Annotated in this window: 21 protein-coding genes and 2 pseudogenes; 12 read left to right on the top strand and 11 right to left on the bottom strand. The window is 42.8% G+C overall.

The window, feature by feature from the left end:
* Positions 1-156 precede the first annotated feature (156 nt).
* The 5 genes from NSQ12_RS21255 (at position 157) to NSQ12_RS21235 (ending at position 3,539) form a co-directional block, all read left to right on the top strand.
* Positions 157-306, top strand: a complete 150-nt coding sequence (locus NSQ12_RS21255) for an epipeptide YydF family RiPP (protein ID WP_014478520.1) — start codon at positions 157-159, stop codon at positions 304-306.
* 57 nt (positions 307-363) lie between these two features.
* Positions 364-1,323: a YydG family radical SAM peptide epimerase gene (locus NSQ12_RS21250; protein WP_003242609.1), complete on the top strand. Its 960-nt coding sequence runs from the start codon at positions 364-366 to the stop codon at positions 1,321-1,323.
* Positions 1,304-2,062 carry a zinc metalloprotease LiaK gene (gene liaK / locus NSQ12_RS21245; protein ID WP_019712618.1) on the top strand — a complete coding sequence of 253 codons (759 nt, stop codon included), beginning with the start codon at positions 1,304-1,306 and terminating at the stop codon, positions 2,060-2,062. Before NSQ12_RS21250 ends, liaK begins: the two co-directional genes overlap by 20 nt.
* A 104-nt stretch (positions 2,063-2,166) precedes the next feature.
* Positions 2,167-2,796 (top strand): ATP-binding cassette domain-containing protein, encoded by a 630-nt coding sequence (locus NSQ12_RS21240; RefSeq protein ID WP_014481448.1) that lies wholly within the window; start codon positions 2,167-2,169, stop codon positions 2,794-2,796.
* Between the two features lie 20 nt (positions 2,797-2,816).
* Complete coding sequence (locus tag NSQ12_RS21235; RefSeq protein ID WP_014478516.1) at positions 2,817-3,539, top strand: peptide ABC transporter permease; 723 nt, start codon at positions 2,817-2,819, stop codon at positions 3,537-3,539.
* Positions 3,540-3,669: 130 nt separating this feature from the next.
* On the opposite strand, the gene NSQ12_RS21230 is transcribed toward NSQ12_RS21235, so the two are convergent.
* Together NSQ12_RS21230 and NSQ12_RS21225 are read right to left on the bottom strand one after the other, a co-directional pair.
* Complete coding sequence (locus NSQ12_RS21230) at positions 3,670-3,828, bottom strand: hypothetical protein (RefSeq protein ID WP_029726129.1); 159 nt, start codon at positions 3,826-3,828, stop codon at positions 3,670-3,672.
* Positions 3,829-3,853: 25 nt separating this feature from the next.
* Positions 3,854-4,564, bottom strand: coding sequence for a GntR family transcriptional regulator (locus NSQ12_RS21225; RefSeq protein ID WP_029726130.1), 711 nt, complete (start codon positions 4,562-4,564; stop codon positions 3,854-3,856).
* A 155-nt stretch (positions 4,565-4,719) separates the two neighbouring features.
* On the opposite strand from NSQ12_RS21225, the pseudogene NSQ12_RS21220 reads away from it, so the two are divergent.
* The 4 genes and pseudogenes from NSQ12_RS21220 to NSQ12_RS21205 all read left to right on the top strand — a co-directional run.
* Positions 4,720-4,800, top strand: a pseudogene (locus NSQ12_RS21220) (PTS beta-glucoside transporter subunit IIBCA); the annotation flags it as partial.
* 97 nt (positions 4,801-4,897) lie between these two features.
* A pseudogene (locus NSQ12_RS21215) lies at positions 4,898-5,137 on the top strand (PTS glucose transporter subunit IIA); the annotation flags it as partial.
* A gap of 13 nt (positions 5,138-5,150) precedes the next feature.
* Positions 5,151-6,590, top strand: coding sequence for a 6-phospho-beta-glucosidase BglA (gene bglA, locus NSQ12_RS21210; RefSeq protein ID WP_029726132.1), 1,440 nt, complete (start codon positions 5,151-5,153; stop codon positions 6,588-6,590).
* Positions 6,591-6,877: 287 nt separating this feature from the next.
* The gene (locus NSQ12_RS21205; protein WP_029318563.1) at positions 6,878-8,230 is read left to right on the top strand and encodes a polysaccharide pyruvyl transferase family protein; all 1,353 of its coding nucleotides are present in this window, start codon (positions 6,878-6,880) and stop codon (positions 8,228-8,230) included.
* A 109-nt stretch (positions 8,231-8,339) separates the two neighbouring features.
* Here the strand turns inward: NSQ12_RS21205 and ahpF are convergent, their stop codons facing one another.
* The 6 genes from ahpF to gntR all read right to left on the bottom strand — a co-directional run bounded on the left by ahpF (position 8,340) and on the right by gntR (position 15,994).
* On the bottom strand, positions 8,340-9,869 hold the full coding sequence (ahpF, locus tag NSQ12_RS21200) for an alkyl hydroperoxide reductase subunit F (RefSeq protein WP_003243077.1): 1,530 nt from the start codon (positions 9,867-9,869) through the stop codon (positions 8,340-8,342).
* Positions 9,870-9,882: 13 nt separating this feature from the next.
* Positions 9,883-10,446: an alkyl hydroperoxide reductase subunit C gene (gene ahpC, locus NSQ12_RS21195; RefSeq protein ID WP_003243686.1), complete on the bottom strand. Its 564-nt coding sequence runs from the start codon at positions 10,444-10,446 to the stop codon at positions 9,883-9,885.
* A gap of 478 nt (positions 10,447-10,924) precedes the next feature.
* Positions 10,925-12,331: a decarboxylating NADP(+)-dependent phosphogluconate dehydrogenase gene (gene gnd / locus NSQ12_RS21190; RefSeq protein WP_029726133.1), complete on the bottom strand. Its 1,407-nt coding sequence runs from the start codon at positions 12,329-12,331 to the stop codon at positions 10,925-10,927.
* Between the two features lie 22 nt (positions 12,332-12,353).
* Entirely contained in the window at positions 12,354-13,700 is a 1,347-nt protein-coding gene (gntP, locus tag NSQ12_RS21185) for a gluconate permease GntP (RefSeq protein WP_003227006.1), read from the bottom strand.
* A gap of 28 nt (positions 13,701-13,728) precedes the next feature.
* Complete coding sequence (gene gntK, locus NSQ12_RS21180) at positions 13,729-15,270, bottom strand: gluconokinase (protein ID WP_029726134.1); 1,542 nt, start codon at positions 15,268-15,270, stop codon at positions 13,729-13,731.
* Positions 15,263-15,994 carry a gluconate operon transcriptional repressor GntR gene (gene gntR / locus NSQ12_RS21175; RefSeq protein WP_003243132.1) on the bottom strand — a complete coding sequence of 244 codons (732 nt, stop codon included), beginning with the start codon at positions 15,992-15,994 and terminating at the stop codon, positions 15,263-15,265. Before gntR ends, gntK begins: the two co-directional genes overlap by 8 nt.
* A 195-nt stretch (positions 15,995-16,189) precedes the next feature.
* On the opposite strand from gntR, the gene NSQ12_RS21170 reads away from it, so the two are divergent.
* Both NSQ12_RS21170 and NSQ12_RS21165 read left to right on the top strand, forming a co-directional pair.
* A complete protein-coding gene (locus NSQ12_RS21170) occupies positions 16,190-17,338 on the top strand; it encodes a glycerate kinase (protein ID WP_029726135.1) in 1,149 nt (382 codons plus the stop codon).
* Positions 17,339-17,430: 92 nt separating this feature from the next.
* Positions 17,431-18,462 (top strand): polysaccharide pyruvyl transferase family protein, encoded by a 1,032-nt coding sequence (locus tag NSQ12_RS21165; RefSeq protein WP_003242482.1) that lies wholly within the window; start codon positions 17,431-17,433, stop codon positions 18,460-18,462.
* A 39-nt stretch (positions 18,463-18,501) separates the two neighbouring features.
* On the opposite strand, the gene NSQ12_RS21160 is transcribed toward NSQ12_RS21165, so the two are convergent.
* Both NSQ12_RS21160 and NSQ12_RS21155 read right to left on the bottom strand, forming a co-directional pair.
* Positions 18,502-19,194: an LrgB family protein gene (locus tag NSQ12_RS21160; protein ID WP_003227015.1), complete on the bottom strand. Its 693-nt coding sequence runs from the start codon at positions 19,192-19,194 to the stop codon at positions 18,502-18,504.
* The gene (locus NSQ12_RS21155; RefSeq protein WP_029726136.1) at positions 19,164-19,568 is read right to left on the bottom strand and encodes a CidA/LrgA family holin-like protein; all 405 of its coding nucleotides are present in this window, start codon (positions 19,566-19,568) and stop codon (positions 19,164-19,166) included. Before NSQ12_RS21155 ends, NSQ12_RS21160 begins: the two co-directional genes overlap by 31 nt.
* Before the next feature lie 226 nt (positions 19,569-19,794).
* Between NSQ12_RS21155 and NSQ12_RS21150 the strand changes: the two genes are divergently transcribed.
* A complete protein-coding gene (locus tag NSQ12_RS21150; protein WP_003243994.1) occupies positions 19,795-20,226 on the top strand; it encodes a MarR family transcriptional regulator in 432 nt (143 codons plus the stop codon).
* A 56-nt stretch (positions 20,227-20,282) separates the two neighbouring features.
* Here the strand turns inward: NSQ12_RS21150 and NSQ12_RS21145 are convergent, their stop codons facing one another.
* Positions 20,283-21,353, bottom strand: coding sequence for an SDR family oxidoreductase (locus NSQ12_RS21145; RefSeq protein WP_003227021.1), 1,071 nt, complete (start codon positions 21,351-21,353; stop codon positions 20,283-20,285).
* Positions 21,354-21,403 lie beyond the last annotated feature (50 nt).

Here is a 21,403-nt window from a genome sequence, read left to right as displayed (position 1 = left end):
ATGGCCTTTCATTCGTATAGCTTAGAGGGGCTAGAGGACTATAGGCTTTATATACCAAGAATAGTGACATTTTTCAGATTTTTTAGGTACAATATATTGACATGTATTGAATCATATAGAATAATTGGTTTATATTAGAAAAGGAGGAGGGATAATATGAAAAAGGAAAACACTAACAATGAGACTGTGAAAAACTTAGAATTTAAGGGTCTATTAGATGAATCACAAAAGTTAGCAAAAGTGAATGATCTTTGGTATTTTGTAAAATCAAAAGAAAATCGCTGGATTCTTGGAAGTGGTCATTAATTAGAGGGGTACAAAGGAGAGTCTAACTCTCCTTTACCATTTGTTGGGGGATATTTCATGTATAATAAAACAGTATCAATCAATTTAGATTCAAGGTGTAATGCATCCTGTGACCATTGTTGTTTTTCTAGTTCACCAACTTCAACAACCAGGATGGAAAAAGAATACATAAGAGAGTTAGTAACTGAATTTGCAAAAAACAAAACCATTCAAGTGATTTCTTTTACAGGTGGGGAAGTTTTTTTAGATTATAAATTTTTAAAAGAACTAATGGAAATCATTAAACCATATGAAAAACAAATAACGTTGATCTCTAATGGATTTTGGGGTTTGAGCAAGAAAAAGGTCCAGGAGTACTTTCATGATATGAATTCTTTAAATGTGATAGCACTGACTATAAGTTATGATGAGTACCATGCTCCATTTGTCAAGTCTTCCAGTATTAAAAACATATTAGAACATAGCAGGAAATACCCTGATATCGATATTTCTCTTAATATGGCAGTTACCAAAGACAAAATGTCCAACCACATTTTAGAGGAATTGGGGGATTCAATCTTAGGTGTAAAGATAACAAAATTTCCAATGATATCAGTTGGCGCTGCTAAAACTAGAATTAAGCAAGAAAACATACATAAATTTTACAGTCTTGAAGATGAAGATTCCTTACATTGTCCCGGATATGACATTGTATATCATCATGATGGAGAAATTTATCCATGTTGTTCCCCTGCTATTTTTGAAACGAAAATAACCCTAAGGGAAGAATATAACCAAAGTTTCGAAAGAACCGTGGAAAAGTTAAATTCCAATTTGCTATTATTTATTCTTAGAAAAGAAGGATTCAAATGGTTTTTGAATATTTTAAAAGAAAATAACAAAATAGAGGAATTTGACATTCCTTATGAATTTTCCTCTATTTGTGGAGTTTGTGGTTCCTTATTCAACTCTGCAGAAAAAATAAACTACTTCTATCCTTATATGGAAAAATACTATAATGAAAATTTTAAAGTATGAAGATGAAAAATATGAAGTGCTTGTGCAAAACAACGTATTTATAAAAGACAAAAAAAGCGGAGAATACTATAAAAATAGTTTAAATTCTCTGTCAGATGAACAATTATTACGTTTTAAAATGTATAAAGAGAAAGTATCACCAAAGTTTTTTTATCTGTTCTTATCCTTTACGGCTCTCATGTTCATATTAAATTATATTCATTTAATAAAATTGCAAAATGGATTGTCCTCAGTATTTTACGGCTGGAAAATGTGGATAATTATAGTTATTTATTTTATAATGAATATAGTGCTTCATGAACTGGGACATATTTATTCCTTAAAATTTTTCGGGAAAAACTTTGATAAAGTGGGATTCAAACTGAATTTTTATGTATTTCCTGCTTTTTATGTCCAATTGAATGAAACCTACATGCTATCAAGAAATGAAAAGATAATCGTTCATTTATTTGGCTTGTTTATCAATTATCTTTTAATAAATACATTAGAATTAATAAATCAATTTACATTTTCCAGTGAAGCATTAACTATGGCATTTATGCTTTTCTCGTCTACTTTATTGTGGAACTTAATCCCAATATTGAATTCTGATGGTTACAAAATTCTTTTAGCTTTTCTGAGCTTAGATGAATATAGCCGTTTTAAGACAAATCATTGGTTAGTTCTTACGATTCAAATTATAGGGATTGGCCTTGCAGTGAATTCAGTTGTACATTGGATATTATATATTGTAAACTAGAGTAAAAGATATCCAGATTAATCATCGAAAAACATTTCTTACAGTTCCAAACCGGAAACGAAAGAGGTACCGCGAAAATACAAATATTTCCTAGGAGTATGTATATGAATATAGCGAATTACACTTTAAAAGTGAAAGGCAAAACGTTACTTCAGGACACCGACTTGCATTTTTCGAGCGGGAAAATTAATCACGTTGTCGGAAAAAATGGAGTCGGTAAATCACAGCTTGCTAAAGACTTTTTGTTGAATAATAGCAAGAGAATCGGCAGAGATATTCGTCAAAATGTTTCTTTAATATCCAGCTCGTCGAATATACCTAATGATGTTTCTAAGGACTTTTTATTACACTTTTTGAGTAAAAAATTTGATGCAGAAATGATAGATAAAATCGCACATTTACTTAATCTGGATAATATTGATGGAAAAGTTCTGATCAAAAATTTGAGTGATGGACAAAAGCAAAAATTAAAATTGCTCAGTTTCTTATTAGAGGATAAAAATATTATTGTTTTAGATGAAATAACGAATTCATTAGACAAAAAAACGGTTATAGAGATTCATGGCTTCTTAAACAAGTATATTCAGGAGAACCCCGAGAAGATTATCATCAACATTACACATGATTTGTCTGATTTAAAGGCGATAGAAGGGGATTATTATATATTTAATCACCAAGAAATTCAACAATATCATTCAGTGGATAAATTAATTGAAGTGTATATAAACGAGTAATAAAACAGTGGGGGCTTGAGATGAAATTAGAGTTTAAAAAGAGTATTAGCAACAAAGTTATCATTATTTTAGGAGCAATGTTTGTATTTTTATTTTTGCTGGGTTATTTTTTACTTGTTGGAATTGATAAAGTCAGCAATGTTACACCTGAAATGTTTTTCTTTAGCTCCTATACTGTTGCGACCCAGTTTGGTTTGATGTTATTTTCATTTGTTATAGCTTTCTTTATTAATAGAGAGTATTCAAACAAAAATATTCTCTTTTACAAATTAATTGGAGAGAACATCTATACTTTCTTTTATAAAAAGATAGCTGTTTTATTTTTAGAATGTTTTGCATTTATAACGCTAGGCCTGCTAATCATATCGTTGATGTACCATGATTTTTCGCATTTTGCATTATTACTTTTTTTATTTTCTGCAGTTATACTGCAGTATATTCTAATTATCGGAACTATAAGCATGTTATGTCCTAATATATTAATTAGTATAGGTGTCAGTATCGTTTATTGGATGACTTCTGTTATCTTAGTAGCTATAAGCAATAAAACGTTTGGTTTCATTGCTCCTTTTGAGGCAGGTAACACTATGTATCCCCGAATAGAAAGGGTGCTGCAATCTGATAACATGACACTTGGGAGTAATGATGTTTTATTTATTATTTTGTATTTAGTTTCAATTATTATCATAAATGCGATTATCCTTCGCTTTTCTAAAACTAGATGGATCAAAATGGGCATTTAATAAAGGAAGCTACTTCACAATGAAGTAGCTTTTTATGTGCACCTATATATCATTAACATCAAGATTAATGCATGTGACTGGCTGAGTTTGTTAAGGGAAGGATGTTTTTCTGTTTGCATCGCCCAAACTATTATTGTTTTTCTTTCACCATCTTTACAAAGAGGAAAAAGATAATGAATACGATAAAGTAGTTCATTGGATTCTTAACGATGCTCATCTCTAGTGAAATCTGTAAGAGTATCCAGAGCGAAAAGATGGCTAGTATGGCAGGAATGATGATTTTGTACATGTCGACCACCTTCCGTAGTAGAGCCCTATAATAAAAAACTATTAGCCTGTACCACAAACTGCGACTGCTCATAATTATACGAAATCTTCGAGTAATCAAACGGCTGCCCATTTGTCAGGTGAAAAATACTTTCTATATACAGCTTCGGCAGTCCAGCCTCTAATCCCAAATATTCCGCTTCTTCCTCATTAAGCTGGCCCACGTGCAGAAACAAATCAGAAAAACCAATCTTCAACCCCAGTCCTTCCCGGATGTAATGGAAGATGGAGTGGGAGACGATTTCGTTGTTTAAATACGTCACGATCGATTTGTTGTAGTAAGACTCTTCGTAGCAAAGGGTCTGGCCGTTGATGTAGCGGACCCTTTTGACATAGTAGATGTCTTCGTTTATTTCGATGTTCAGATTTTCCGCCGCTTCCGGTGTTGGCTTTCTCACGTCCAGTTCGATGACTTTTGAGGTGACGTTGAAATCCTCGAGGTCTTTTTTAAATCCCTGATTCGACAGAAGGCTGATATAGCCTTTTCGTTTATGTTTTCTGACGAAAATGCCGCTTCCTCTGACCTGAAAGATCGTGCCTTTTTGCTCTAATAGCTCCAGGGACTTTGTGATGGTGCTTTTGCTGACTTCAAACTGGGCCATGAGGGTTTCTAGGACTGGCAGTTTGTCTCCCTGCTGAAGCTGGTGTTCTTCTATATATGTTTCAATTTCCGCTGCGATTTGCTGGTATTTTAACATACGCATTCCTCATTTATTCGTTTAGTTTCACTGCCAAAATTATAGCATAAACCGCTTACAATGATAGTAAGTGCGTAAATATTTTGTTTCGGTATTGATATATTATACCGGTACAATTATAATGAAAGCGCAACCAAAACGAAGGGGTGGGTGAAATGTCGGGGAAAGTGAGAGATTATACGAGACTAGCAAAAGACATTTTAGAGGCCGTAGGCGGGGAAGAGAATGTGATTGGGGCTTCTCGCTGCGCTACCAGACTTCGATTGGTGCTGAAGCGGTCTACCCCTAAAGCGAAGGATATCGTGAAATCGATGCTACCATCCCGGCGTCATTACGGTTGTCATGGTTACGCCTACAAAGCATGCGATTGGCCTGCGTTCAGCGTCCGGCGTCGAATTGCTTGCGCACATCGGGCTGGATACGGTGACATTAGGCGGCACTCCTTTTTACTTGAAGGTAAAAGAAGGCGATACCGTCAAAAAAGGCGAAGTGCTTGTTGAGTTTGATAAAGCTTTCATTGAAGAGATTGAGGAAAGTGCATTACATCAAAAAATATTTACAGTCGTAAGCTGAGGAGGAATTAAACATGGGAAACATGCCAAAGGATTTTTTATGGGGCGGTGCTTTAGCTGCCCACCAATTTGAAGGCGGATGGAATCAAGGCGGTAAAGGGCCGAGTGTCGTCGATGTGATGACAGCGGGTGCGCACGGCGTGCCGAGAAAAATCACTGACACGATTGAAGAAAACGAATTTTATCCAAACCATGAAGCCATTGATTTCTATCACAGATACAAGGAAGATATCGCTTTGTTTGCGGAAATGGGATTAAAATGTCTGCGGACGTCCATCGGCTGGAGCCGGATTTTTCCGAAAGGCGATGAGGCTGAACCGAACGAAGCTGGTTTGCAGTTTTATGATGATGTGTTTGATGAATTGCTAAAGCACGGGATTGAGCCGGTCATTACGCTGTCTCACTTTGAAATGCCGCTGCACCTGGCAAGAGAATATGGCGGCTTCAGAAACCGGAAAGTCGTGAACTTCTTCGTCAACTTTGCAGAGGCTTGCTTTACCCGTTACAAAGATAAAGTGAAGTACTGGATGACATTTAACGAGATTAACAACCAAATGGATGTGAACAATCCGCTGTTCCTATGGACGAATTCAGGTGTTGTGGTTGGCGAAAACGAAAACGCCAAGGAGGTCATGTATCAAACGGCACACCACGAACTAGTGGCGAGCGCATTAGCAGTGGCAAAAGGAAAAGACATCAATCCAGAGTTCCAGATCGGGGCCATGGTATCACACGTGCCGATTTATCCTTTCTCCTCCAATCCTGAAGATGTGATGCTGGCTGAAGAAGAAATGAGGCAGCGCTATTTCTTCCCTGATGTACAGGTTCGCGGTTATTATCCAAGCTACGCGTTGAAGGAATTTGAACGCGAAGGCTACAACATCACATTCGAAGACGGCGATGATGAGATTTTAAGAAACGGAACCGTCGATTACTTAGGCTTCAGCTATTATATGTCAACAACTGTGAAAAGCGATGTGAAAAATGATAACACTGGCGATATTGTAAATGGCGGCTTGCCGAATGGTGTCAAAAATCCGTACATCACTTCGAGTGACTGGGGATGGGCGATTGATCCAACCGGGCTGAGATATACGTTAAATCGTTTTTATGACCGATACCAAATCCCGTTATTCATCGTTGAAAATGGCTTTGGCGCAGTGGATACGCTGGAGGAGGACGGCAAGGTTCATGATCCGGAACGCATTCAATATTTAAAATCGCATATTGAAGCATTGAAAAAAGCGGTCACGTACGATGGTGTTGATTTAATTGGCTACACGCCGTGGGGCATTATTGATATTGTCTCCTTCACAACTGGCGAAATGAAAAAACGCTACGGCATGATCTATGTTGATCGTGACAATGAAGGAAACGGATCCATGAAGCGGTATAAGAAAGATTCCTTTGAGTGGTACAAAAACGTCATTCAAACGAACGGCGAGGAACTATAAGAAGCTGGCCCGAATCGAGCACTTTTACCGAGTGCCTGATTCGGGTTTTTGGCATGATCCGATCCGATATCCAATAATGGGAATAGATTACTAGCGCTGATTGCTATGTTATGATTTCACCTGTAAGATCCTTTTTTGTATAATTTAATATTAGAATGGAAGAAAGGGAGAGAGTTTGTGAGTAAAAAGGGATGAAAGCGGGTGTCCGGCTGAAGTTTTAAGATCATGATAGAGTTCCCTAAGCAAATCTCCTGAAAAAAATTTGGCGAGGAAGGGGCAACATCACATTGAAAAACATTTTAATAAGAGCTGGCATATCACCATTTGATACATTTAATGCAGCTGAAATGATTGTTCGCAACTCCATTGGCGGCAACGTAGGAAACCTAGTATATGCCTACAGTGTGTTTCGCACGCTGATGACAGAAGGAACGACGATTACTCCTGATTATTATCGGATTAATCCAGCGGATGCTGAACAAATTAATACAAATTATGATATGTATATTATTCCGCTGGCAGATGCATTCCGCGAGGATTTCGTGCCTTCTTTACGGAAATATACCCAATTAATTAAGAAACTAACCATTCCGGTTGTTGTGATTGGTGTTGGTTTGCGGGCTCCGTTTGAACCAAAATTAAATGAAGGTTTTCCTTTTGATGAGGATGTAAAAGCGTTTGTAAGTGCTGTGCTGGAGAGATCAAATATGATCGGTGTCCGCGGTGAAATTACAGCGAAATACCTTTCCAGATTAGGCTTCCGTGAAGGCATTGACCATACGGTGATTGGGTGTCCTTCTATGTATGCGTTTGGCAGAGAACTGAAGATAAGAGAAACTAATATCACAACAGAATCTATGGTGACGGTTAACTCATCAAGGCTGTCTCCAAAGCATGTGCTGGACTTTATTACGAGAAGCATGAAAGAGTTCCCGAATCATTACTTTATCCCGCAATGGCGAAAAGAAATGATTCTGACGTATGCGGGTGCGCCTGCGCTAGCGAAGCCTGCTGATAATTATCCGGTCAGCATGGAAGACCCGGCTTATCAGAATGATAGAGTCCGATTCTTTTTAAATGTGCCGACTTGGCTGGATTTCCTGAGAAAAGCCGATTTGAGCTTTGGCGCAAGGCTGCATGGAAATATCGCAGCGACGATTGCCGGTACACCGAGCCTGTTGCTTCCGAAAGATGCCAGAATGCGTGAATTAGCTGAGTACCATCAATTAACGCATGTCATGGCAAATGAGATAACCGATCAGACAAAACTGTCAGAATTAATTGAAACACTTGATTTTCATCAGCCTGAGAAACGGCAAGCGCAAAACTTTGACCATTTCATCAGCTTCTTGAATCAAAATGAATTAGACCATATTTATAAAGAGAAAGCGATTCCTGATACCGTTCCTTTTGACGAAAAACTATCTAACACGAAGCTTCTTCCGCCTGTGACTACAGTTAGCGGCTGCAGTTCCACAGAAACAGCGAAACGCTGGGAAGCGCTGATGGCATTAGAAAATGCCAAAAAGGAAAAAACCATTAAAGATCTGAAAAAAAAGGTCAAAAAGTATCAGGGCACGTTAAATAGAAAATCAGTGCGTATCGCTTTAAAAACAGCAAATATGCTGAGTGTGAAGTGACCATTCACTAACATTACAACTATATTACAGTTGTATAAAACTTGCAATATTTTTGGAATAAAAAAGAAAGCCGCAATGCTGCCAATCTGGCAATTGCGGCTTTCTTATATTAGTTACGGATTAGGTAATCAAACGCGCCGAGGGCGGCAGTTGCACCTGATCCCATAGAAATAATAATTTGGTTGTACGCACTGTCTGTGCAGTCGCCGGCAGCAAATAAGCCTGGTACGCTTGTTGCGCCATGTTTGTCGACGATGATTTCGCCCATGCGGTTGCGTTCAACCGTTCCTTCTAACCATTCTGTGTTTGGCACGAGACCGATTTGGACGAATACACCTTGAAGTTCAACGTGTTTTTCTTCGCCTGTTTCGCGGTCTACATATGTGATGCCGTTAACACTCTGATCACCTGTGATTTCTTTTGTTTGTGCGTTTTTCACGACAGTAACGTTAGGCAGGCTGTAGAGACGTTTTTGCAGGACTTCGTCTGCTTTCAGTTCCGGCGCGAATTCTAGCACAGTAACGTGATTGACAATACCTGCAAGATCAATCGCTGCTTCGATACCAGAGTTTCCGCCGCCGATTACCGCAACGTCTTTGCCTTCAAACAATGGCCCATCACAGTGCGGGCAGTATGCGACACCTTTGTTTTTGAACTCTTGTTCACCGGGGACGTTGACATTGCGCCAGCGTGCACCTGTTGAAAGGATCACTGTTTTACTTTTCAGGACAGCGCCGTTTTCGAGTTCAAGTTCGAACAGATCTTTTTTCTCAAGGCGTTTCGCACGCTGAAGGTTCATGACATCAATATCATATTCCTTCACATGCTCTTCAAGACTTGCCGCAAGCTTCGGCCCTTCCGTCGCTTTGACGCTGATGAAGTTTTCGATGCTCATGGTGTCGAGTACCTGTCCGCCGAAGCGTTCAGCGACAACACCAGTGCGGATGCCTTTACGTGCAGTGTAGATCGCTGCACTTGCACCAGCAGGTCCGCCTCCGACAACAAGAACGTCAAACGGCTCTTTGTCAGCAAATTCAGATGCATCTGTGCCGCTGCCCATTTTTGCAAGAATTTCTTCAAGCGTCATACGGCCGCTTCCGAAGGACTCGCCATTCAGGTAAACGGTCGGCACTGCCATGATGTTTTTGCTTTCAACTTCTGCCTTGTATGCTGCACCGTCAATCATCGTGTGCGTAATGTTCGGGTTCAGCACGCTCATCATGTTTAAAGCTTGTACAACATCAGGACAGTTGTGGCATGTCAGGCTGATATAAGATTCGAAGTGGTATTCACCGCTGATCTTCTTCACCTGATCAATGACTTTTTGGTCCACCTTAGGCGGTCTGCCGCTCACTTGGAGCAGCGCCAACACTAATGATGTAAATTCGTGGCCCAGAGGGATACCGGCGAAAGTCACGCCAGTGTCTTCTCCGACGCGATTGACACTGAAGCTTGGCGTTCTGTTTAATTCAGCTTTTTCAACTGAAATTTTCGATGACATGGAAGCCAGCTCATCAACGAGAGCCAGCATGTCCTTAGAAGTGTCATCTTCGCCTGCGCTAACTTTGAGAACAATGTCATTCTCAATTAGCTGCATATATTGATTTAATTGTGCTTTGATGTTTGCATCAAGTACCAATTGAATGCACTCCTTAGATTTTACCTACTAGATCAAGGCTAGGTGTAAGAGTTTCGCCGCCTTCTTCCCATTTAGCCGGGCAAACTTCACCTGGGTTTTGACGAACGTATTGAGCTGCTTTTACTTTGTTTACAAGGTTGCTTGCGTCACGGCCGATACCGCCTGCATTGATTTCAACAGTTTGGATAACGCCATCTGGATCGATGATGAATGTTCCGCGGTCAGCAAGACCAGTTTCTTCGTCAAGAACATCGAAGTTGCGAGAGATTGTTTGAGATGGGTCGCCGATCATTGCGTAAGTGATTTTGCTGATTTTTTCAGAGCTGTCATGCCAGCCTTTGTGTACGAAGTGAGTATCTGTAGAAACAGAGTATACTTCAACACCTAATTCTTTAAGAGCAGCATATTGTTCTTGAAGATCTTCAAGCTCAGTTGGGCATACGAAAGAGAAATCTGCTGGGTAGAAGCAGAATACGCTCCATTGGCCTTTCAAATCTTCGTTTGTTACATCGATGAATTCACCGTTTTTGAATGCTTTTGCTTCGAATGGAAGTACTTCTTTACCGATTAAAGACATAATGTATATTCCTCCTAAAAATGTATTAGAAAGCATAATCGCTTTCAATAATAATTCTAATTATATATGAATTATTAATTAATATATATTTTTTGTCAAGCCATAACCTACTTTTTTTCATCTTACTAAAGGTGTGACAGGTAGGATTTAGGCATTTCTTTTATAACAAATGAGAGGCTGATTCTCAATTAGACAAGGTTTTCAGGGACTTTTGTAAATCAGAATGACAGGCCGTTTTGGCATTTGAACATTTTATGACACCATGGACAAGGGGCAAAGGACAATGGCCAAAAGCAGAATAGAACGGAACAGCAAGCTGCTGTCACATGATGATCTTGGGGATTGTTTCTAGCTATTATTGTATCACTGTTTATGATATTTAAAACATAACTTATGTCTTCTGTTGTTTGAGATAGAAGAAATCATAGAAGAAAAAAACACGGTTCAGTTGAAAACTGACCGTGTTTTTGATGACAGGTTATTCAGACCAATTCGTATGGAAAACGCCGTCCATATCAGTCCGTTCGTACGTGTGAGCGCCAAAGTAATCGCGCTGCGCCTGCAAGAGGTTCGCATTGGAACGCCCTGTGCGGTAGCCGTCGTAATAAGAGAGCGCGGTAGTTAAGCATGGGAAAGAGATTCCGGTGCTGATACCCTCGCAAACGACTTTTCGCAGGCCTGTTTGATAGGCATGGAGCTTATCTGTGAAATAAGGCGCGATCAGCAGGTTAGCCAGATTTGGCTGCTCACTGAATGCTTCGCTGATCACGTTTAGGAAATCAGCGCGGATGATGCAGCCGCCTCGGAAAATCAAGGCGATGTCTTTGAGCGGCAGATTCCAGCCGTAAAGCTCAGATGACATCTTATATTGGGCAAAGCCTTGTGCATAGGCGCATACTTTCCCCATGTAAAGAGCCTGTCTGACGTATTCAATCCAGGTGTCTTTATCCAAGTGTTTTTCTTCGGATTCCGGGCCTGCTAATACGTCTTGAGCTGCCATCCGTTCTTCTTTTAAGGATGACAAGTAGCGGGCGAACAAGGACTCTGTGATGATCGTGGACGGGATGCCGTTATCAATCGCCTGCATGCTCGTCCATTTCCCAGTGCCTTTTTGTCCGGTTTTATCAAGGATGACATCGATCAGAGGCTGTCCTGTTTTTTCGTCTTTTTTGCGTAAAATCTCAGCTGTAATCTCTATTAAATAGCTTTTCAGCTCACCTTGATTCCATGTTTCAAAAATAGATGCAATTTCATCTAGCGGCAGACGAAGCGTTTCTCTTAGAAACGTATACGCTTCTGCAATCAGCTGCATGTCTGCATATTCAATGCCGTTGTGCACCATCTTTGTAAAGTGCCCTGCCCCTTTTGGTCCGATATAGACACAACAAGGGTCATCTCCGACTTGAGCTGCGATTTTCGTCAGGATAGGAGCGGCTTTCTCATAGACGTCGCGATCTCCGCCCGGCATGATGGAAGGCCCTGTTAATGCACCGACTTCACCGCCGGAAATGCCGACTCCCAGGTAGCCGATCCCTTTTTCCTTCAGCTCGTCATATCTTCTTTCTGTGTCTTCATAGTGGGAGTTTCCCCCGTCCATGATGACGTCGCCTTCTTCAAGCAAAGGCTTTAATGATTGGATGACGGAATCTACGGGTTTTCCCGCTGTGACCATCAAAAAGATTTTTCTTGGTTTTTCTAACGATTGAACAAAGTCCTCAAGCTCGTAATACGGGCTGAGAGATTGTCCATCCAGCTTTTGGATAAGCTGGTCCGTTAAATCTCTGGTGTAATTATAGACAGCGACGTTTTCGCCTTTATTTGCCATGTTTAAGGCGATGTTGCTTCCCATTACGCCTAAGCCTATGACACCAATCGTATTGAACATGTGTTACAGCTCCTTCTTAATTTCATACAACTAAACTTAACAATAAAATGAATCCCAGTCCAGCAACGGAAATAATGGTTTCCAGCAATGTCCATGTGGCAAATGTTTCTTTCATGCTTAATCCGAAGTATTCCTTGAACATCCAGAAGCCGGCATCATTGACGTGTGAAGCGATGACACTTCCGGCGCCTGTTGCGAGCACGACTAACGCCAGGTTAACATCAGAATGGCCCAATAACGGGATGACCAGACCTGTTGTGCTTAGTGCGGCAACAGTCGCTGATCCTAGAGAAATGCGCAGGATCGCCGCGATGAGCCATGCCAGAATGATTGGCGATAATGCCGTTCCTTTGAATAAGTCTGCTACGTAATCGCCGACACCGCCGTTGATCAGCACTTGTTTGAAGGCGCCGCCTCCTCCGATGATCAAAAGCATCATGCCGATTTGTGAAATGGCAGTTGAACAAGAATCCATCACGGTTTTGACTGGAATGTTGCGCTTGATGCCCATTGTATAGACTGCGACCAATAACGAAATAATCATAGCAGTCGATGCGTTTCCAATCAATCTGATAAAAGCTAAAATTCCGTTATCTGCAAACCCGATTGTTTCTTGAAGCAGGTCGATAATGGTCGCGACCGACATGATGATAATCGGGAGCATTGCAGTAAAGACACTTATTCCAAAGCCGGGTGTTTCTTCAAGGTTAAACGTTTTTTGTGTGCCGAGTGATGCAATATTGCCGTTTTTCGCAAATGATGCAGGAACGATTTTTTTCGCGAACTTTGTAAATAACGGCCCTGCGATGAGCACTGTCGGAACAGCAACAATAAAGCCGTACAGCAGCACTTCTCCAATGTTTGCGCCATACTCACCGGCGATCGCCGTAGGTCCCGGGTGCGGCGGCAGGAAACCGTGTGTGACGGATAGTGCCGCGACCATCGGGATTCCGAGAAATAAAATAGAAATCTTCAATTCTCTTGAAATCGCAAAGACAATCGGAATTAATAGAACCAGTCCTACTTCAAAAAATAACGCAATCCCAATAATGAATGAGGCAATGACAACGGCCCATTGAATATTTTTCTCACCGAATTTGTTGACGAGCGTCATCGCAATGCGCTGTGCGCCTCCTGAATCCGCGATCAGCTTGCCCAGCATCGCACCGAGTCCGAAGATGAGCGCGATGTGGCCAAGAGTCCCCCCTATTCCTGCTTCGATGGAGCTGACAACCTTATCGAACGGCATCCCGAGTGCCAGTGCCACGCCGAACGATACGACCAGCAGGGAAATAAATGTGTTTAATTTTAAGCCCATAATCAGAAATAGTAATGCTAAGATCCCAAGTGCAACGATGATTAACGGCATGGTAATGCCCTCCCCTTCATGTCATGTACTATTTGTGTGTGATTAAGCCCCTCTGATAATCTGCAATTTGTGTATATTGATTTTCTAATAATCTTGATAGATTGATGAAAATCGGCATTAATGTTCTGTATTCCTTGGCTGAGTCTTCGATCGGCGTATGTCTGTATGTGCTGCCGATCATGTCGGACGCGGCGTCGAAAGAGTCAATTTTTCCTGTTGCATACAGGCCTAAAATGCAGGCGCCGAGACATGAGCTTTCGTAGCTTTCCGGAACGACAACCTCTGATTCGAAGATATCCGACATCATTTGGCGCCAAACCTCTGACCTTGCAAATCCCCCTGTCGCTTGGATGCGGGTTACCGGGCCATCCATGCATTCAGTTAACGCCAAGAACACCGTGTACAGGTTGTAAATGACGCCTTCCAATGCCGCGCGTATCATATGCTCTTTCTTATGCGACATGGTCAGGCCGAAAAATGAGCCGCGTACATCCGGATTCCATAACGGAGCGCGTTCTCCGGCGAGATATGGGTGGAACAGCAGACCGTCAGAACCGGGTCTGACGCGTTGGGCAATTTTCGTCAGCACGTCATATGGATCAATGCCCAGCCGTGTCGCTGTTTCGATTTCGGAGGAGGCAAACTCGTCTCTGATCCAGCGAAGGACGATGCCCCCATTGTTCACAGGTCCCCCAATAACCCAATGCTTGTCCGTCAAGGCATAGCAAAAAATTCTCCCTTTTTCATCGGTTTGCGGCTTGTCAATAATCGTCCGAATGGCACCGCTTGTACCGATGGTGACGGCGATTTCGCCCTTTTTAATGGCGTTGACGCCGAGGTTGGACAGCACGCCGTCGCTGGCGCCGATGACAAAAGGCGTTTCCGGATCGATCCCCATTTGGATCGCTATTTCCGGGCTGCAGTGCTGAAAGATCTGGGTTGTCGGCACGAGTTTGGATAAGTGATCCGGCGTGATGCCTGCGATGCGCAGTGCCTCTTCGTCCCAAGCCAAGCCTTTCAGGTTCATCATGCCTGTCGCTGATGCCAATGAGTAATCGATGACATACTCATTGAACAGCTGTTTAAAAATGTATTCTTTGATGCCGATATATTTTTTTGCCTTGGAAGCGATTTCTTTCCTTTCATTCGTGATCCAGGCAATTTTACTTAACGGTGCCATCGGATGAATCGGTGTTCCCGTCCGTTTGTACACCTCATGTCCGTTCAATTCCTCTTTGATCTTATGCGCCCAGCCTTCACTTCTGTTGTCGGCCCATGTGATGCATGGCGTCAGCGGCTTGTCATTTTCGTCGATTGCAATGACGCTGTGCATGGCGCTGCTGAACGAAATGAAAGAGATCCGTTTTTCGGGATGCTGTTTTGTAATTCTCGCTGTTGTATGGATGACTGCCTGAAAAATCTCTTCCGGATTTTGTTCTGCTGTTGAGATGTCCGGTGTATAGAGCGGGTAGCCGATGCTTTCTTTCTGTACCACATCCCCGTTTTCACTGAACAGCACAGCTTTTGTGCTTGTCGTGCCGATATCGATTCCTAACATATAACTAGTCATTGTTGTATTCAGCTCCTTTTGCCAGCATTTGTTGTGAGAGCCATAGGTCTTCTACCTTATCCTGCACATCATCAAAGTTTTGGTGAAGAGACTGAATCATCAGCGCCCTATCCTTTGTTTTGATGGCTTGAATATAAAGCTCGTGGTTATCTAAGATCCTTGTGAAGTCTTCATACTTTTCCTTTAACCGTACCCGCATCGATAAAAGAATAAAGCTTTCCATGACGGGTTTTAGATTGTTCCAGATCATCTGAATGTATGAATGATCAATCGCTCGGATAATGGTTTCATGGAACAGCACATCTTGAAATGAAAATTCGTCAGCGTCCTCATATTTGATTGAGACTTTCATCATTTCAAGAATTTTGCTGAGATCCTTAACTAAAGGCTCAATGTCTATTTTGACAAGCCGTTCAAAGACAAATGTTTCTAATAGTAACCGCACATCATAAATTTCCGCGATTTTCTTCTCAGTTAAACCAATTACGACCGCTCCCATTCGTTCTAAGCGGATGATTTTTTCGGATGCGAGTATTTTTAGCGCTTCGCGAACCGGCGAACGGCTTACTGAAAACTCGGCGGCGATTGTATTTTCTGATAAAATGGTACCGCTTTCAATCAGGCCTGAAACGATCCGCATTCTCAGCTCGTATGCGACACGAACTCCGGTTGACGCTTTTGAGAGCCATTTTGCGGGATACAACAGGTCTTTGGAGTCTAGCATACACTCACCTTCCTCACTCAAGAAGTATACTTGTATACAAGTATGATAACGTGAATATTTCTTTTATGCAAACACTTTCATTTCTAATTTTTAATAAAATTTTTCCCGATCATTATGGTATTTATTTCTAAATGGAATATGGTACATTGGTGATAACTAGCATAAGTGAATCATGTTTTGAAAGAGGCGATTTGGATGAAAATCATCATTGCACCTGATTCTTTTAAGGAAAGCTTATCAGCTCTGGAGGCAGCCGAAGCGATAGAAAGAGGTTTCAAATCGGTCTTTCCGGGTGCTGATTACAGAAAATTGCCGGTGGCGGATGGCGGCGAGGGAACCGTTCAATCTCTGGTCGATGCGACCAATGGAAGGATCATAGAGCAAGTTGTCACAGGGCCGCTGGGGGAACCGGTGAGAGCTTTCTTTGGCATGATGGGAGATGGGAGAACAGCTGTGATTGAAATGGCTGCTGCTTCAGGGCTGCATCTGGTGCCTGTAGATAAGCGAAATCCGCTCATCACTACAACAAGGGGAACGGGAGAATTAATCGGAGCAGCTCTTGATGCGGGAGCGGAGCGATTGATCATCGGAATCGGCGGAAGCGCCACGAACGACGGGGGAGCCGGGATGATTCAGGCATTGGGCGGAAGGCTTCTTGATAACTCAGGCAGCGAGATTGGCCCAGGGGGCGGCGCGTTATCTCAGCTTGCATCAATAGATGTTGGCGGGCTTGATTCCAGATTGCGGAATGTCAAACTGGAAGTTGCCTGTGACGTGGACAATCCGTTAACAGGACCAAAGGGTGCTACGGCTGTTTTCGGACCGCAAAAAGGCGCGACGGCCGACATGCTGGATGTACTAGAACAGAACGTAAACCATTTCGCTGATATGGCAGAAAAAGAGCTCGGATCAACCTTCCGAGATACAGAGGGCGCCGGTGCAGCGGGCGGTCTTGGATGGAGCCTGCTGACTTATCTTCAGGCTGACCTGAAAAGAGGCATTGATATTGTCCTTAATGCGATTGATTTTGAAAGTATCGTTCAGGATGCAGATCTTGTGATTACCGGCGAGGGACGGATCGACAGCCAAACGGTTCATGGAAAAACGCCGATCGGCGTAGCCAAGGCGGCTAAATCATACGATGTGCCCGTCATCGGTATTGCGGGATCAGTATCACGAGACAGTGATGCCGTCTATCAACACGGAATCGATGCGCTTTTCAGCATCGTTCCCGGAGCCGTGCCGCTAGAAGATGCGTTTGAACATGCCGCGGAATATATGGAAAGAACGGCGCGGGACATTGCAGTGACTATCAAATTGGCGAAAACGATGTTTCTGATATAGCCGATGCACACGCCAATGCATAGCCATCCTTCTTTTTGGGTAGAGACAGTTAACACACAATGAGGAATTCATCCCAGAAGGAGGACGCAGATATGACTGTACAAGAAATCAAAGGCAAAAAACTAGTAAAAGGCATTGCGCCAAATGTGGAGCCGGAAGCTCTGTTAAATGATAAACGAAAAGTATTTTTGTTTGGTTCCCCTAGTTACACAAACATTGGAGACCAAGCGATTGCGTATGCGGAAGAGAAATTTATCAAAAATCATTTTCCGTATTATGAATACATTGAGATTATGGATTATGCGACGGATGAGGGCATTGAACTGGTGAAGGAGATCATTCGTGAAGACGATATTGTCTGCTTTACAGGCGGAGGGAACTTAGGAAACCTTTATCTTGATATTGAGGAAGACAGAAGAAAGGTCTTTTCGGCATTTAAAGACTACAAATCAATTTCTCTGCCACAATCCGTTTATTTTGAGGATACAGAGGAAGGACAGAAGGAAAAGAAAAAAACACAGGATGCGTACCATCAAAATACAAACTTAACGATTGCTGCGCGTGAGACGCAAACACTGGATGTTGTGAAAGAGACCTTCAACTCCAATGTGATCTTTACACCGGACATGGTGCTTTCCTTGGATATTGTGCCGCGAGAGCTCGAGCGGGACGGCGTTCTCTTTATTTTAAGAGCGGATAAGGAGAAAGTGACTGACGAAGATTTTATTTCACAGATGAAGCAATGGGCAGAAAAAACAACTTACACAGAGCGTACCGATACGGTGCTGGATACGGTAGACACCATCGATTACGCTGATCGTGAAAAGCATTTTATGGAGATGCTGGACCGCATCGGCTCCAGTAAATTGGTGATTACCGACCGCCTTCACGCGATGATTTTCTCGATTATCACCAAAACACCTTGCCTTGTCTTTGGAAACAGCTATGGCAAAGCCAAACATTCATATCGGGATTGGCTTGAAAGCTTAAACTTCATTGAATATACGGATAAGAATGATGTTGAGGAGCTGGAGCGAATGATTGACCGCCTGCTTCAAGCAGAACCGAATGACGTTGATTTATCTAAGGACTTTCAGCCGCTGATTGATTTTTTTGCTTCTTAAACGAAAAAGACTGCCCTCCCCCGGGGCAGTCTTTCTTTGTTAAATATGAAACAGCCAGACGACGAGCGGGCCGAAGAATGAGCCGAGCACCGCACAAAGCGTCATGGAGACGGAACTCATGGATACGGCCAGTTCCCCATATTCCAATGCTTTGGAGGTACCCAGTGCGTGGGAGGCGCTGCCTAATGCAATGCCTTGTCCAAGGGAGCTGCGTATGCGAAGCCATTTTAGGAAAAGCGGCCCGAGGATGACGCCTGAAAAGCCCGCAATCATGACAAATACGACTGTCATGGAAGGGACGCCGCCAAGACCGGCGGCGATCTGAATAGCGACAGGGGTTGTGATCGACTTTGGCAGAATGGATAATAAGAGATCATGATCAATCCCGAATGCTTCTGCGAAGATCAGCCCGCTGATCATTCCCATGCATAAGCCGACCAGGACGCCGCCTAAAATGGGAACACAATGTTTGACAATGATATGCCATTGCTTATAAAGCGGATAGGCCAGCGCCACAACAGCCGGCCCAAGCAAAGAATTGATCCATTTCCCCCCGATCATATAGCCTTCATAGGAAACATGGAACATCATCAAAGCCGCTACAATCAAAATGGTCGTTGTGAGAACGGGGATCAGAAATGGAAGCGGGAATCGCTTATAGAGTTTGACCATCGCTAAATAAGCGGCAACTGTTAAAAGAATTATAATGATCGCGATACATGCTTGCTGCATTTCTCTTTCTCCTCCCGTTTTTTTGCTTTTTTCTCTAATAGCTGGCTGGCGAATCCAGCCGCAATGATCGTGACGATGGTGCTGAGAACGACTGTAATCAGCAGCATCAGGCCATTGAATGAAATGAGAGACGGATAGTTTATCACTCCTGTCATTGCCGGGATGAACAACAATGGAAGGAAGGATAATAAAAACCCTGCTCCGTCTTCAATGAGGGAGACAGGAACAATACGGAGGCCCAAGCAGATCAGAAGCAATACCAATCCAACGATGCTTCCTGACACGGGTAAATGAAACAGATGCTGAATGGCTTCCCCGATCATAAAAAATACATATAATATCAACACTTGCAAAATAATTCGTATGACTTTCACATCAAGTGCTGCTCTCCAATCAGAACAGCTTCCTCCTTTCTGGTGCTTGCTTCTAGGATGGTTCTGAGGAATCGCTTTACTTTCTTTTTATATGATTGTACTATACAAGTATAATAATTGATTTAGTCATATAACGACTTGTATTTATTCAGTTAATGTACATTTGTATTATACAAGCATATATGATGTTGTCAATGCCGGAGATTGGAATAGGGAGCGAGAGCGATTGCAAAATCAAAATCCAGTTGAATTAATTGAATATGAGCTGACGACTTTTATCAGGAGAGCTGTTTATCTGGATCAATCGGAGAAAAGAACAGGGAATTTGGAGAGATCTTCGTACTTATTACTGAGACAATTGGATGAGTTTGGGCCTGCTCGTGTTAAGGAATTGGCTGAATCGTTTAAGCTTGATATTTCTACTCTTTCAAGACAAGCAGCTGCATTAGAGGCAAAGGAGCTCATCTATCGTTTCTCAGACCCGTCTGATGGGAGAGTAAGCCTGTTTACCATTACAAAACTCGGCAAACAACTATTAAAAGCCGATCAGCAAAAGCGCCTTGAACGTTATGAACAGATGCTGAAAGAATGGTCAACACAGGAAAAAGAGATGTTCGGCGAGCTGCTGCAGCGTATGAACAAGGCTTTTATCGATTAACAGCTGAAAAACCCATGGTTCGCTGGAACAGCATGGGTTTTTCTTATGGTCAGAGATTATCTGCATCGTTTGGCGGCAGCCCAAGCCACTAGTCCGGCAACAACAGCCGCCGATACAATGGGGCGCTTCGTCGCTTTTGTGTAGTAGCTTCTTGACCTCATCCATCCTTTATTTGTGCCTCTGTCATGCATACCGTGGCCCGCATCATAAAGAGCACTTTCTTCTCGCGGTTTGGACGGTTTTTCGGCATGCTGGCTGTGATACATGATTTTTTCCATCAGTTTGTCTGTCAGACGAGGGAAAAGCGCGCCCAGCATGGCGATGGCTTTGGCCTGTGACCCGATGTACATGTCGCGCTTAGGGTGTTCGGCGGCAAACAGGATCGCTTCGGCGACTGCTTCCGGTGGATAGATCATGGAGCGGTAATGAGCCGGCTGTTTGTCGAGGTAGCTGTGCGCATGCTCGTTATAAGGTGTGTCAATTCTGCCCGGGTGGATGAGCGTTACCGAGACGGGCGCCTGTTCCTTTTCAAGCTCCATTCGGATGCTTTCCGTCCAGCCGTGAAGCGCAAATTTGGCAGACGCATATGTGGATTGAATGACTGTTCCCCTGTCTCCGAACAGGCTTCCTACATTAATGAGTGCGCCCGGCACACCTCTGCCGGTGTAGTGTTTGACAGCCGCTCTTGTTCCGTAAACAGGTCCCCAGAAATTTGTGTCGAACATGCGCTTCATGTCTTCGACGGTGACGTCCATGGCGTGTCCGAAAGTCGAGACGGCCGCATTGTTGACCCATGTATCAAAGCGGCCGAATGTGCTGATCGCGGTTTCTGCGATGCGGTTGACGTCCTCTTCTTTTCCGACATCCGCCTTTACCCATATGGCGTCGTGCCCTTTTTCCTTAAGTTCATCAGTGAGCTCCTTCAGCGCCTCTTCATTTCGCGCTGCTGCCACGACCTTTGCGCCTTTTTCAGCTGCCATTCTCGCCGTGACAAGTCCGATACCGCTTGAAGCGCCGGTAATGACGATCACCTGATCCTTAAGCTTTTTCAGTTTGAGCTTTGTTTTTATGGCGGGGTTCTGTTGTTCAAGCTGCTCTGTATTTGTGACTGAATGATCGATTGTCATTGAGAGATCCCTCCTAGACGCTGTTTTTGTACATTACCCCATCCGGAAGG

This window comes from Bacillus sp. PS95 (assembly GCF_037963565.1).
Taxonomy (GTDB): domain Bacteria; phylum Bacillota; class Bacilli; order Bacillales; family Bacillaceae; genus Bacillus; species Bacillus subtilis.
Note: the sequence above shows the minus strand (reverse complement) of the source record. Positions and strands in the feature narration are given on the sequence as shown.